This is a genomic window from Pseudomonadales bacterium, from assembly GCA_024234615.1.
Classification (GTDB): Bacteria; Pseudomonadota; Gammaproteobacteria; order Pseudomonadales; family IMCC2047; genus JAJFKB01.
Window position 1 is genome coordinate 1513755 of record JACKNY010000001.1, and the last position, 14036, is coordinate 1527790.

General features: G+C 48.5%; 10 protein-coding genes. 3 read left to right on the plus strand and 7 right to left on the minus strand.

Annotated elements, in window-relative coordinates; genetic code table 11:
• Nucleotides 1-8: 8 nt before the first annotated feature.
• The 7 genes from H6995_06990 to H6995_07020 all read right to left on the minus strand — a co-directional run bounded on the left by H6995_06990 (nt 9) and on the right by H6995_07020 (nt 8220).
• Complete coding sequence (locus H6995_06990; GenBank protein ID MCP5214734.1) at nt 9-1742, minus strand: protein BatD; 1734 nt, start codon at nt 1740-1742, stop codon at nt 9-11.
• On the minus strand, nt 1736-3607 hold the full coding sequence (locus tag H6995_06995) for a VWA domain-containing protein (protein ID MCP5214735.1): 1872 nt from the start codon (nt 3605-3607) through the stop codon (nt 1736-1738). Before H6995_06995 ends, H6995_06990 begins: the two co-directional genes overlap by 7 nt.
• The gene (locus H6995_07000; protein MCP5214736.1) at nt 3600-4655 is read right to left on the minus strand and encodes a VWA domain-containing protein; all 1056 of its coding nucleotides are present in this window, start codon (nt 4653-4655) and stop codon (nt 3600-3602) included. Before H6995_07000 ends, H6995_06995 begins: the two co-directional genes overlap by 8 nt.
• Nucleotides 4652-5134 carry a DUF4381 domain-containing protein gene (locus H6995_07005; protein ID MCP5214737.1) on the minus strand — a complete coding sequence of 161 codons (483 nt, stop codon included), beginning with the start codon at nt 5132-5134 and terminating at the stop codon, nt 4652-4654. Before H6995_07005 ends, H6995_07000 begins: the two co-directional genes overlap by 4 nt.
• A complete protein-coding gene (locus tag H6995_07010) occupies nt 5131-6096 on the minus strand; it encodes a DUF58 domain-containing protein (protein MCP5214738.1) in 966 nt (321 codons plus the stop codon). The genes H6995_07005 and H6995_07010 overlap by 4 nt, the downstream gene beginning before the upstream one ends.
• 3 nt (nt 6097-6099) lie before the next feature.
• The gene (locus tag H6995_07015; GenBank protein ID MCP5214739.1) at nt 6100-7062 is read right to left on the minus strand and encodes a MoxR family ATPase; all 963 of its coding nucleotides are present in this window, start codon (nt 7060-7062) and stop codon (nt 6100-6102) included.
• A gap of 375 nt (nt 7063-7437) precedes the next feature.
• Nucleotides 7438-8220 (minus strand): class I SAM-dependent methyltransferase, encoded by a 783-nt coding sequence (locus H6995_07020; protein MCP5214740.1) that lies wholly within the window; start codon nt 8218-8220, stop codon nt 7438-7440.
• Nucleotides 8221-8516: 296 nt separating this feature from the next.
• Here H6995_07020 and H6995_07025 point away from each other — a divergent pair, with 296 nt between their 5' ends.
• The 3 genes from H6995_07025 (at nt 8517) to H6995_07035 (ending at nt 13985) form a co-directional block, all read left to right on the plus strand.
• On the plus strand, nt 8517-10952 hold the full coding sequence (locus H6995_07025) for a TonB-dependent receptor (protein ID MCP5214741.1): 2436 nt from the start codon (nt 8517-8519) through the stop codon (nt 10950-10952).
• A gap of 126 nt (nt 10953-11078) precedes the next feature.
• Complete coding sequence (locus tag H6995_07030; protein ID MCP5214742.1) at nt 11079-12815, plus strand: amidohydrolase; 1737 nt, start codon at nt 11079-11081, stop codon at nt 12813-12815.
• A 60-nt stretch (nt 12816-12875) separates the two neighbouring features.
• Nucleotides 12876-13985, plus strand: a complete 1110-nt coding sequence (locus H6995_07035; protein ID MCP5214743.1) for a class II histone deacetylase — start codon at nt 12876-12878, stop codon at nt 13983-13985.
• The last annotated feature ends 51 nt before the right edge of the window (nt 13986-14036 follow it).

The window sequence follows — 14036 nt, forward strand, 5'->3', positions numbered from 1 at the left end:
AAACCGTATTAAAGCGGATAGAGCGGCTTTAATACCGATTCTTTGGGCGCTACTGTTTGCCGTTTCTGGGCACGACGAATTTGCTCTAACAGGGGCAGCAGAGCTTCACCTTGCCAGCTTGCCGCATCAGCAGATTTACCGTAAAGACGGTTTTCCAGTTCCAACACCAAAGGGTTTAATTCCGGGTGGCAATTGAGCTGACGAATCTCATCCAAATTATTAATAGAACGGTCAGGAAAGACGGCGTTAAACCAGGCTATCAGCGCAGGGCGAGCCGCCGCCGGATCATGCGCTTTGACAGCCTTTTGTAGTGCTTTATGAGCTTGGTATCGTGATTCAATCCGGTTTCTATAATTGTCTTCCGCTTTATTCGAGCTGATCTTGGGTTGAGTTTTGCGTGCTTGCCACCATAGCCATAGAGTCACTATCCAGAGTAGTGCGAAGAGGGCGCTGATCCATGGCCAAATTGGATTGGGAGAAGAAATGGCTTGTCGGGCTTCGGATGATCTCTGCGTGTCATCGATGGTAAGCGGAGGCAAAAGGTTGTTGCTGCTCGGCTGTTTTGCCGGAAGGACTGACATTGTGGTTGCAGGAATCCGACTCGTTTCCAGGCGGTTCAGTTTAGTGTTCCACCAAGTAACAGCAAAACCCGGTAGTTCAACCGGCCCTTCCCGGTTGGGTACCAAGGCAGCTGACAGGCTGCGTTCGCCATTAACCCCCGTACTGGTTTCTTGATCGTTTAATACCGGTTGGTCAGGATAAATTTTTAAACCTTCGCTTTCTGGGTATTCGAAGCTAGGCAATTGTGCGGAGTCTAATCCTATCGCCTTAATACTGATAGTACGGGTTTGGGGGGCGCCAAGATGGAGTTTAATGCTTCTGTCCGCCCAGGAATCTTCCAGAGTAAGTTGTTCCGTCGGCAACCAGGGTTGATCAGCAGGATAGTTGGCCGGTTTAGGGAGTACATTGATGATTTGAGTGGGTGACTTACTACGAATTCTACGATTATCGGAGCGAAAAATACTGCCGTGTAAAGTCAGTGCGGTTGCCGTCAAAACCTGCTCGGGAATAATCAGCCGCCCGCTACTTTGCGGTGCCACCGAGTATTTGATTTCGATCACGGAATATCTCACCCCATCAATAATGGTTTCATATTTTTGTTGTCCGCCAATTTGTTTAACGAGCGCATTTTCAATATCGATTGGGGTAATATTCGCATTGTCCAAGCCGACCGAATGGTAGACCTTTAAGCGGTAGAGAAAGCGCTCCTGTACATAAACTTCCTGTTTGCTGACTGCGCTATCGAGAAAAACTTCACTCTTGGCCGCACGCGGGTCCGTTGCCCCCGGCGTTACTCTTACTTGAATAGGGGTGGTTGTTTCTCCATCGACCAGGAACGAAGGCACAGTAAGCTTACCAGCCCGCTTGGGGGCTATCACAAAAATAAGGTCGTAATTAGCACTACGTTGGCCATTAATAAAGCTGATTTCGCTTTTCTGCTGACGGTTAAGAATTTCAAAATCCCGCTCCAATGCACTTAAGTCAAGGTTGTCTGGAATAGAGCCGCTATCGGAACGTAAGGTGAGGCTGATAATATCCTGCTCCGAAATGGTATTTCTATCCACCGATGCCGTAATTTTTGCCTGTGCTAAGGGTGCCAAAAATGCCGCCACCAGCGTTAGCAAACATATAAACCCTCTGAGCTGGGGTTGAGTTAGTAGCGAGCGAGCCTGTACTACCATATAGGTTGATTTTCCTGTGGCGGTTGAAATTGATTTTCCAGCTGACGTTGCTGGTACTGATAATTAAATTTACGACGCAACAAGCCACCGGGATCTTCCGGTATTCGGCGCAGCCATTGTTCCATCGCTTGGTGTTGCTCATCGGATTGGGCGTCAGCTTGCATCATTGCGGTTTTATCCGCTTCGGCCTCTGGTTGTTCAGTTTGTGCGCTTTCGGGTTGCTTTTCCGTTTGGCTTTGTTTAGCGGAGTTCTCTGTATTTTCTCGTGTTGATTCAGTATCGTTTGGGCTAGATGAATCAGCTTGCTGTGTTGAGTTTTGAGTGTCTTCGCCTGACTCAGCATTTTGCTGTTCTGGAGGTTGGCTTGAGTTTGGCGGATCTTGGTCAGACTGCTGCGGGGAGTTTTGAGCTCCCTGTTGCTGATCATTAGCTGCTTGATCCTGCGGGTTTTGTTGATCATCTTCAGAATTTTGCCCATTCTCCTGGTTTTGCTGCTGTTGTTGTATCAATTGTTCCACCAGCTTTTTATTGAACCGGGCGTCTTCATGTTGCGGTGCTTTTTCTAACGCCTGTTCATACGCCGCAATCGCCTCTTTTAACTGACCCGCTTTTGCCAGTGCGTTGCCGCGGTTGTAATGGCCGTTGGCAGTATCTTGCGTGGCAAAATTTTTAGCAGCGTTTTGATAATCTCCCGCTTGGTAGGCAGCGCTTGCTTTCCAGGCCTTGGAATCAAATAATTCAGCAGCGCGTTTTGCGTCACCTTCGTGTAATGCGGCGGCTCCCTGTTGATCGCGTGTTTGCCAGAGATCATTCCAGCCAAAGGCAAAGGCGGGGGAGGGGTCAATCAAAAAGATAAGACCTATAGATAATAGCCAGCCGCGCCGAAAGGATAGTGCTGCCAGCGGCGCGAGCAGTAACAGTAACCAGGGCCCCATTTCTTGCCACTGATCGAATTCTCGCTCGACCTGACGGGAGGTGGCATTAAGGTTAAGGATTTCATTCTTCAGCAGATAATGGATATCGCTATCATCGATTTGCAGCTGAGCAAGGCGGGCGCCCGTCATTCTGGCGAGTTCTTGCATGGGTTCCAACTCCATTTTTGCAATTACGATTTCCTGGCCCTGCTTCAAAAACCCCTGTTCGGGTATGGGAATTGGCCCACCCTCTGGGGTGCCTACCGCCAACACACTCAAATGATGTGTCTTTAATATATCGGATAGCTCATTGGCGTCTTCACTGCTGATGCCGTCGGTGATCAAAAGAATACGCCCCTCGTTAATGCCACCATCTTTTAGCAATTGTTGCGCGAGCTTGAGAGCAAGGTCAGGGCGGCTGCCAAGGGCTGGCATGAGCAGGGGCGAAAGCGCTGGCACCATGGCCTTGATGGTGTGGGTATCGTCGGTGAGCGGCGCAACGATATGGGCATCACCGGCATAGACAACCAATGCCGTTTGGCCCTGATCTCTTTGATCCAGGATGTCGATTAACTTGTGCTGTGCTTTTATCAACCGTGAGGGTGGAATATCGTTAGACTGCATGGAGAGTGATAAATCCAGCAGAATCACCAGCGCGTCTTCTTTCTTGTGTACAGGCTGCGGAATTTTTTTCCACACGGGCCCTGCCAGAGCAATGGCCGTCAACAAAAGGCTAATAATAACGAGATAGAAGGGTAACCGGCTGCTTTTCACGCTTTGTTGTTCGAGCAGGTAGCCTAACAGGTGCCGATCGATTGCCTGCGCCCAACTGGAGCTTTGCTCGTGATAATGTTTTGACCAGTGATAGATGACCGGAACCAGCAGTAGCAATAGCAGCCAATACGGTCGTAGAAAGTGGAACTGGGATAGTTCTACAATAAAATCAGACATCGAGCACCCCCTCTGATGAGGGTTTCCCTAATTTGTGTTTCACAAGAGGGTAAAATTTAATCAGGCTAATAACCAGACTTAACAGCAGAAACAGGGATAAGGGCCAGATAAATAGAGAGCGCACTGGGTTAAATGTTTCGGCTTCTTGTTCAATAGGTTCGATTTGATCCAATAGGGCGTATATCTGCTGCAGTTCCTGCGTGTTGTGAGCACGAAAATACTGGCCACCAGTTTGCTTAGCAATATGTTGCAACATAGCCTCATCTAAATCTGCTGAGGGGTTCATCGTTCTACGGCCAAATAATCCACCGAAGGGACTCGATACCTCCATTTCACTGGCACCGACGCCGATAGTATGTATTTTTACCTGTTCAGAGAGGGCAATTTCAGTGGCTTTTTCTGGTGTGATTTGACCCGCTGTGTTCGCACCGTCAGTAAGCAAAATCAGTAACCGGTTGGTTTCAGGGCGGTTACGAAGCCGCTTGGTGGCCAGCCCAATGGCATCGCCTATGGCGGTTTGTTCACCGGCAAAACCGATCTGAGATTCGTTTAGGAGGGTTTCAACTGCGTGCCGGTCAAAGGTGAGGGGTGCTTGCAAATAGGCCTGCGTGCCAAACAATATCAGCCCGAGACGATCACCTTTGCGCTGCGCAATAAAATCTCCTAAAACTTCTTTAACTACGTCTAAGCGCGTCACTGGCTTATTGTTGAGAGTTAAATCTTCGCGCTTCATGCTGCCCGATATATCCACAGCTATCATTAGATCGCGACCGCTGGTCGGTAAACTGACGGGGTCACCAATCCACTCTGGTCTTGCCGCCGCAATAATTAAGGCAACCCAGGCGCTTAGAAGCAAAATATGTACAATATTGAAGGCCCGCTTAATACCCTTGTTTGTTGGGGAATATCCGTTTGCAAGACTGGCCAGCTGTTGGTAAAAGGGTACGCGCAAAGCGGCATCATCCCTTCGCGCTGCTGGCAGTAGATAATAAACCAGTAGCGGTAAGGGCAGCAGCAATAATGCTAATGGCCAGGCTAACTCAATCATTGGTGCTTCCTTATCCATTGAGCAACACATTGCTGGAGCTCGTTCGCATCCCTATCGCTAAACGACAGCTCTTGGCTATAAGGGGCGGAAATCAACACTTTGCCTACTCCTTGGGAAAACGCTTGTGTATTTCCACGCTCATCCAAAAACGCCAACCAGGCAGAATCGGTTAAGCGCGCCACTGAATTTTTACCATAACAAACTACCGAAACTTGTTTTAATAACCTATTGATTTTTTTTGAATACTCTATTGTATTCTTTTGGCTTTGATACTCTAAGTAAATACGGTTTAACTCTTTGCGTGCAAGTCGACGATACTGTTTTTTTATGACTTGGCGGTGTATGAAATAGGCCAGAGCAATTAAGCAAAACAGCACAAAAATAGCCAGTATCCACCAACCTATCGCGGGAGGCCAAAAGGAGACTGGTGCCGGCAGATGTATCTCTCTGAGCTGCGCAAGTGGATCCGTCGGATTCATGGCTTGTTCAAAGGCTCCCTAATACCTAACCCCGACATCAGGCCGGTTAATAGGTCTTGGTCTGTGCGTAGTTTGACTAAAGGTATTTTGAGCTGATCTAACCGGCTTTGAAGCAGGTTGATTTTCCCTCCAAAAATTTGTGCATAGGTTGCTCTGACCTGCTCGTCGTGTAGATTAATTTGCGCGCGCTGAGCTCCATCACTAATAGCGTAGGTACCTGGTGGAGGCAGTTGTTCCTCTAAGCGGTCGTAGATCAATACACAGACGACATCGTTATGTTTTGAGAGCTGATAGAGATGACTTCGGGAAGGTTCATCAAAATCAGCAAAGTCACTAATGACAAATAACTCGCTGCCAGGCTTAAGTATCCGACGTGCCTGCTGCAAGCTGTCCGCGAGAGTATAACTAACCTTGGGTGTATTTTTTAGGTTTAGCGCATGGTTGTATTCAAGGAGTGTTTCTGTCAGCTGCAACACCGTATGATAACTGCGCCTAGGCCTAATATCACGGTGTTGGGCATCGGCAAAAACAATACCGCCAATCCGATCACCGCGTGCTAGGGCGGACCAAGCGAGTAGGGCTGCGGCGCGTGCAGCAACAACAGATTTGAAGGCAACGTGGCTGCCAAAAAACATTGATTGGCTCTGATCCACAATTACCAGTGCCGGACGTTCGCGTTCCTCGGTATAGAGCTTGGTATGGGGGCGCCCGGTACGAGCGGTAACGCGCCAATCGATAGTGCGAATATCGTCACCGGCCTGGTAGGCGCGCACTTCGGCAAAATCGATACCCCGACCCCTAAACGTTGAGGAATGCATGCCCGCCTGCAAGCTGAGAATTTTACGTTGCTTTGATAGTTTTAAATCTCTCGCCATTAACCGGCAGCGCAGCAGATTCTCTAACGTCGCATAGACATTGCTGTCTTCATCGGAAGCGTTATGCAGTGCTGCTTCAGGTGTCATAACTTAAGGCGCGGGAACTGAATCTAATAACGAGTCAATAATGCTGTCTTTGCGATAGCCATTAGCTTCAGCTTCAAAGCTGAGAATAATGCGATGCCGAATCACATCGTGAACAATGGCTTGTACGTCATCAGGCGTCACAAAATCCTTACCCTGCAACCAGGCATGGGCTCGTGCACAGCGATCCAGGGAAATGGTGGCGCGTGGACTGGCGCCATATTCGATCCAATTCGCCAACTCCGGGTTATAGGCCTGCGCCTCGCGCGTTGCCATCACCAGCTGCACAATATACTCCTCAACCGTCTCGGACATATGGATCGACAACACTTCTTTGCGCGCGCTAAAAACGCTTTCCTGGGAGAGTACGGTTGTACTTCCTGTGATGGCTTGCGCCAAGGCTTCGCCTCTGACTAATTTTAAGATCCGGCGCTCTGTCTCTATATCCGGATAATCGATAGTTACATGCATTAAGAAACGGTCGAGCTGTGCTTCTGGCAAAGGGTAGGTGCCTTCTTGTTCAATCGGGTTTTGGGTAGCCATCACCATAAATAATTCAGGTAAAGGGTAAGTTACCCGGCCAACACTCACCTGGCGTTCTGCCATGGCCTCAAGTAAAGCCGACTGCACCTTGGCTGGGGCCCGGTTAATTTCATCCGCTAATACCAGATTATGGAAAATAGGGCCCTGTTGAAAATTAAAACTACCGTCTTCAGGACGAAAAATCTCTGTACCGGTGATATCAGAGGGTAGCAGGTCCGGGGTGAATTGAATGCGGTGAAAATCCGCCTCTATACCTTCGGATAAACATTTGATGGCACGGGTTTTGGCCAAACCTGGCGCACCTTCCACCAGCAAATGGCCATCGGCTAGTAGTGCGATCAGCAAGCGGTCAACCAAATGCTCCTGTCCGATGATTTGCTGCGATAAGCCCTGTTTTAATTGTTGAAATGCTAATTTCGTATCCATTTGTTGAGAGGGTAGCCTTTTGAAAAGTGGTGATTTTATCTAACCAGAAAGTTTCGTCCAGTATTGAAGCGATTATAGATACAAACGCTGTCTAAAAGTTCGCTGGTTAGACAGGGAAAGGCATAAAAATCGCTAATATCATCGAATAGTAAAACCAATTGCGTTAGGTTCTTTGCTACGAGAACTGAGTTATCGTAATAGTGGGAGTGCAAGGCTGAGCAATTGTTATGATGAATAACTTGTCGAAGCGGAGGAGTCGATCCAAGGACATTTGGAGGCAGTGCAAAATCCAGCCATTTAGACGCAAGCACTGCCGTGCTTTTGCCGTTGACATTCAGAGTTTTAACACTGACACCAAATATCGCTCATAGATAATCAGGGTTTCATGAAGACTAATGTCATGCGATCACTCTCACCAATATCCCGATATTTCTGCTCGTTGCCGTCACCGGCTCGCAGCGAAGGAGGAAGCGACCACACGCCTTTTTTATAATCCTTGGTATCTTTAGGATTGGCATTTATTTCGGATCGTCCAATCAGTTTAAAGCCAGCTTTTTCTGCCAAAGCAATCACATAGTCTTCACGCACATAACCACTTTGCGCTTTGGGGTCCTGAGGTTGATCGTTACTGGCGCGGTGCTCTACCACACCCAAAATACCACCTGGTTTTAAGGTAGTATAGAAAGCAGTGAAGGCCGCATCGGCGGAGCCACTACCGACCCAATTATGTACATTGCGAAATGTCAGCACCATATCTGCACTGCCGGCAGGGGCTATAGCAACTTTTGTCGGTGGTGAAAATTCCGTAACGTTAATTCGATCGTAGACATCTGGGCGTGCCTTAATTTTTTTGTTAAAAGCGACCAAGTTACGTACCACGTAATCAGTTTTCGAGCTTTGATCGTAGCTTGCGGCATAGTATTTACCATGATCTCGCAGATAGGGCGCGAGCAATTCCATATACCAACCGCTGCCGCCGGGAGAAATTTCAACCACTGTCATTTCCGGGGTGACGCCGAAGAACATGAGGGTTTCCAATGGGTGCCTGGCAGCGTCACGAGCTTTATTGTTAGGGTCGCGATGGTCGCCATTGATGATTTGGTTTAAGAGCTCTTTATTGTCGCTATGTGCCTGCAGGGCAGTACTTTGGAAAACAATGGAGAGCAGAAAGGCAATTAACGTGGAATGCAGGGTAGTTTTAAAACCGATTATTGACATAGCAGATATCCTTTTATGGCTGAACGCATGCAGGCTATTAGAGAATAATAAAAAATAAAGTTCAATGAACCTTTTTCAAAATACGTTACAGCCCAATTATTACACCCCTACTTTCGGGTGGGTAGCGGGTGAATCAAAACACTTATTTCGCGCGGTTATTATTTGTACGCGTATTCTCTACTATTTATTTCACATTAATAACTAATAAGTGGAAGGGGGGAGTGATGAAAAAAATAATGTCTAAAGGGTTCGAGAAAAATGCGCTGTTATCGGCGGTGAGTGTTGCTTCGTTGAGTCTTGGTTTAGTCTCTTTAGCCGATGCGGCCCAAGTATTAGAGGAAATTGTTGTCACCGCACAAAAGCATGCGCAAAGCATCAATGACGTAGGTATTACCGTCAATGCCTTCTCCGGAGAAGTTATAAAGGATCTTGGTGTCGCTTCAGCTGAAGATATCGCGCAATTTACCCCTGGTCTGACGGTTAATGAAACGGCGGCGACCGGTGTACCGCTCTACACGATTCGCGGCATTGGTTTTCAGGACTACTCAACTGCCGCGTCCTCGACCGTAGGTCTCTATTTTGATGAAGTGGCGATTCCCTACACCGTTATGAGCCGAGGGGTGGTATTCGATGTGGAGCGCATTGAGGTATTAAAGGGACCGCAAGGGGATCTCTATGGCCGTAATACTACCGCCGGGCAAATTAACTTTATCAGCAAGAAGCCAACGGAAGAATTCGCCGCCGGTGTGACTGCCAGCTATGGCCGTTTCGATCAGTTGGATTTAGAGGGTTTCATCAATGGCAGCTTGTCGGATGCCTTGCAGGCACGCGTCGCCTTTAAAACCAGCCAATCCAGTGAAGGCTGGCAGAAAAGCCAGACCAGAAATGATGAGCTGGGCGAAAAAGACACCAATGCTATTCGGGCGATGTTTAACTTTAATCTCTCCGATACACTAAGTGCCTTACTCAACTTGCATTATGTGGAAGATCAGTCCGACAACAAGGCAAACACAGCCTATAACGGTACGCTGTCTGGTCTCGCGGAATTTAATAATCCTTATACACCGTTGGAGAATTATTTCCTGCCGACCGGCTCGAATTTTGGTGAAACACCACCTTGGTATTCCACCGGGGACAACCGGGCAGCGGACTGGACCAATAGTTATACCAGCCCAGTCACCGGTAAAACCTGGGACATCCGGCCACAACGCGACAATGAGCTGAAAGGGCTGTCGCTGAAACTGGAATGGGACTTAGGGAATATGACGCTCACTTCAATTACGGGTTATGACGATTTTGAGCGCCAAGAATCGAACGATTGGGATGGCGGTTTCTTTAATGATTCTAGCAATATTAACACTACGGATTTACAGGTGTTTTCGCAGGAGCTGCGCCTGTCAGGCCAGACCGATAAACTACTTTGGATCGCCGGGCTGTATTACTCCGAAGATGAAATGGATGAGTACTACCATTACTTCATGTCGGATTCGGTATTTGGCTTAGGTTCGATCCCTTGGGGAGTTGGTCTCTTTGCAGGCACGCCAATTTTGGAACTGGACACCAAATACTCTCAGGAAACAGAGTCACAAGCAGTGTTTGGGCATGTTGAATGGCAGTTCACCGACAAAATGCGCCTAACTGTCGGCTTGCGTTATACCGAAGAAGAGCGCGATTGGCAGGGTTGTACCTTTGTTGCTAATGACGGCAGTCTAGCGGGCTTTTTAAACGCCCAGTTTGGCACCACTGTCGGCGCGGGAGACTGTGGCACCATCGATGATGATCCGAATTCGCCGACCTATATCTTTGCTTTGATTGGCGGGCCCAATGTCAACGACGCTTTCCACGTTTACAAGGACAGTATCAGCACGGAAAAATGGATGGGCAAACTCGGTATTGATTACGCCATTACAGAAGACCTGTTGGTTTATGCGACCTACTCTAACGCTTTTAAATCTGGTGGATTTAATGGTGCCAATTCGAACACCACGTTACAGCTCAAACCCTACAAAGAGGAAGAGGTAACTGCCTTAGAAATCGGGATTAAAAGCACTTTGCTGGATGGCTCGATGCAAATGAACTTTGCGGCGTTCTGGTATGACTATGAAGATAAACAAGAGCAGGATTTGGCGGTCGCCTTCGTCGGCAATATCGGCGGTTTAACCAATGTGCCAGAGTCGCGCATTAACGGTGCTGAGTTGGATATGCAGTGGGTTCCGCTGGAGGGTTTGACCATCAACCTTGGGGTTGCGTACCTGGATACGTTAGTTGAAAAATGGAACGCCACCTCAAATACCAGCGTTTGGCCAACCATCGTTACTTTTGACGCTTCTGGCCGTGAATTAGCACAATCGCCGGAGTGGACATACAACGCAATGGCTCATTATGAATGGGCGCTAGGAGATGCGCTAATGATGGAAGTGGGTGCCGATTTCAACTTTACCGATGAAACCTCCGGTGGCGCCAAACCCGAAGATGCAACGGACGACTACAGCATTTACAACGCGCGCATCGGCATTAAAGACGTCGATGGTAAATGGCGTGCCTTGCTTTGGGGACGCAATATCACGGATGAAGATTACTATCCGGCAGCTTACGCCGGAGGCAATGGCCCTTACGTCCGCAGTATGGGCATGCCAGTAACCTACGGTGTCACCGTTAACTACAACTTCTAGGCAAATAGACTCCCTCTGTCGTAGTCGATTCGGCCCGGTTTTGCCGGGCCTTTTTCACCCTTAACCAAGGTTGTCCAAACAACCGATTATTTATTAACAAATGAGCCTGTCAGCGAGTAACCTAAGATGATTAAAAAAACAGCTTTCCTCATATTGTTCACATTATTAATCTCAGCCTGTGACTCGTCGTCAGTACACAAGAAGGCGAGTATCGACACTGCTGATACGCTACTGGTTAACGGTAAAATTTACACGCTCAATGCTAAACAGCCATGGGCAGAAGCCGTGGCTATTAAGGATGGCAAATATCTCTATGTTGGCGATATGAAAGCCGCTGAACAGTATCGAGGCAAGCGAACCCAGTTGTTTGACCTGCAGGGTAAGATGGCAATGCCGGGAATAAACGATGCCCATCAACATCCGGAAATGGGCGGACTAAAGATGCTCTACCAATGCGTATTTCCCTTTACCGCAACCCCCGAAGAAATTGTTGCGGCTGTGTCCGAGTGCGTGAAGGATAATCCCGATGCTGAGTGGATTATCGGCGGCCAGTGGGACAGTGATCTTTTTGTTAAGTATCCGATAGATTCTCCGAAAGCACTGCTGGATGCCGTATCAGCGGATAAACCGGTGTTGTTGAGTTCAGACTCTGGGCATGATGGCTGGGCCAACAGCAAAGCTCTGGAAATGGCGGGAATTAACAAAGACAGCCCGGCAGTCGAGGGTGGCGTGATAGGGCGTGATGCTGTCAGCGGGGAACCTAACGGTTTACTGCTCGAGCATGCTAATCAGTTGGTTGAACAGCTAGTGCCAGACTGGTCTTTGGCGCAGTATAAAGCAGCCACAATCCATGCGATGAAAACCGCCAATCAGTATGGCATTACCGGCCTCAAGGATGCCTGGACCGGAGAAAGTGCGCTGGCTGCGTTTAAAGCACTGGGAGACGCCAACGCGGTGACCTTACATTTGGCCGCTGCAATCGACGTCAAGTATGGGCTTGATAAAGCTGTATTTGATGTTTCCAAGCTAGAGGCGTTAAGAGATAAATACAGTGCTGATCAAGTTGATACGCGCTTTGTGAAAATATTTATGGACGGTGTGCCGACATCCTCGCGTACGGCAGCCATGTTAGCCAATTATCTGCCCGCCGGAAGTGGCGGTCATAGCCATAATGGCGGCCTTCATTTTGATCTGGAAAAACTGGCTGAGATGATTACGGCAATGGATAAAGCGGGTTTTACCGTCAAGATACATACCGCTGGGGATCGTTCGGTGCAAGTTACCCTTGATGCCATCGAGCAGGCTAGGAAAGCCAATGGCGATAGTGGGTTGCGTCATGAGTTAGCGCATGCCGGTTATATTGATGAAGTCGATTTGCCCAGATTTGCTGAGCTTAATGCCGTTGCCGATCTATCACCCTATTTGTGGCATCCATCACCCATTATTGATTCGGTACTAGGTGCTGTAGGCCCGCGCGGTGAACAGTATTGGCCGATCAAAGACTTGGTCGAATCCGGCGCACCGCTGGCGGCCGGTTCCGATTGGCCTGCGGCTGTGCCGACGATGGATCCCTGGGTGGGTATCGAAGCCATGATAACCCGTGCCGACCCTCGCGATGAGTTTCCGGGTACATTTTGGCCGGAACAGGCAATCACTCTTACCCAAGCCCTGGAAATCTATACGCGCGGTGGCGCAAAAGCATTGCGACTGGATAATGAGACTGGCTCTATCGAGCAAGGAAAATTGGCTGATTTGATAGTGCTGGATCAAAACCTGTTTGAGATTCCAGCTGAAAAAATTAGTGATACTCAGGTTGAAATGACATTGTTTAGAGGTAAAGCTGTCTACCAGCGGGTAGAATAAAATTAAGCAGTTTTTACAATGTCGTCACAGCGGCCCCATTGTTGATAAAAGAGAATACCTATGAGCAGTAAAAAGACAGGTTTTGTATGGCACGAAATTTATATGTGGCATAACACGGGCAATTATGCCGGTGTGATGCCCTATGGCAATCCAGTGCAACCCGGTACCCATGTGGAAAACCCGGAAACCAAGCGGCGTTTTCGTAATTTATTGGAAGTGTCTGGGCTGTTGAAGCAGTTACAGCCAATTACAGCACGGGAGGCCACAGAAGAGGAAATTCTACGCTTTCACACCCGTGATTATTTGGAAAAAATAAAAGCACTCAGTGCTAGCGGTGGTGGTGATGCCGGATTTTATACCCCCATGGGGGCCGGTAGCTATGAGATTGCGCGTCTCTCTGCGGGCGGCCTGCTAGCAGCGCTGGAAGCCATTATGTCCGGTGCAGTGAGCAATGCTTATGCCTTGGTGCGCCCGCCGGGCCATCATGCGCTCGCTAATGAGGGTATGGGTTTCTGTCTTTTTGGTAATGCCGTCATCGCTGGCAAACATGCGTTAGAGTCTTATGGCTTAGAACGTATTGCCACCGTCGATTGGGATGTCCACCATGGAAATGGTACACAAAGTGGCTTCTATAACGATCCCCGCGCGCTGACTATCTCCATACACCAAGATTGTTGCTTCCCGCCAAACTCTGGCTACCTGCATGAAAACGGTGAAGGCGAGGGCGAAGGGTTTAATATCAATATTCCGTTACCCGCCGGTTCCGGGGTGGGCGCCTATGAGGCGGCTTTTGATCGGGTCGTTATTCCCGCATTAAAAGCTTATCGACCACAGTTGATAATCGTTCCCTCCGGTTTAGATGCCGGGGCTTATGATCCGCTGGGACGAATGCAGATGCACAGTGGTGGATATCGTTCTTTAACTAAAAAGTTAATGAGTGTTGCGGATGAGGTTTGTGGCGGTCGTATTTTAATGTGTCATGAAGGCGGCTATGATGACGATACCCTACCTTTCATGGGGCTGGCGATACTGGAAGAGTTAAGTGGTATTCGCACGTCAGTTGAAGATCCTTTTTTAGAGATGATGGCAGGGCTGGGTGGACAACAATTACAACCACATCAGGAACAGGTGATCGCAGCGGCTCAACAATTGGTGAATAAACTCTGTTAACGGCATAATATGTCGAAACGCTAACCCAGTATGCTATACAGGAAAACTCTT

Coding starts and splice junctions, on each gene's coding strand:
- H6995_07030 (MCP5214742.1), top strand. CDS start 11,079: ATGATTAAAAAAACAGCTTTCCTCATATTGTTCACATTATTAATCTCA.
- H6995_07000 (MCP5214736.1), bottom strand. CDS start 4,655: ATGATTGAGTTAGCCTGGCCATTAGCATTATTGCTGCTGCCCTTACCG.
- H6995_07015 (MCP5214739.1), bottom strand. CDS start 7,062: ATGGATACGAAATTAGCATTTCAACAATTAAAACAGGGCTTATCGCAG.
- H6995_07005 (MCP5214737.1), bottom strand. CDS start 5,134: ATGAATCCGACGGATCCACTTGCGCAGCTCAGAGAGATACATCTGCCG.
- H6995_07010 (MCP5214738.1), bottom strand. CDS start 6,096: ATGACACCTGAAGCAGCACTGCATAACGCTTCCGATGAAGACAGCAAT.
- H6995_06995 (MCP5214735.1), bottom strand. CDS start 3,607: ATGTCTGATTTTATTGTAGAACTATCCCAGTTCCACTTTCTACGACCG.
- H6995_07025 (MCP5214741.1), top strand. CDS start 8,517: ATGTCTAAAGGGTTCGAGAAAAATGCGCTGTTATCGGCGGTGAGTGTT.
- H6995_06990 (MCP5214734.1), bottom strand. CDS start 1,742: ATGGTAGTACAGGCTCGCTCGCTACTAACTCAACCCCAGCTCAGAGGG.
- H6995_07035 (MCP5214743.1), top strand. CDS start 12,876: ATGAGCAGTAAAAAGACAGGTTTTGTATGGCACGAAATTTATATGTGG.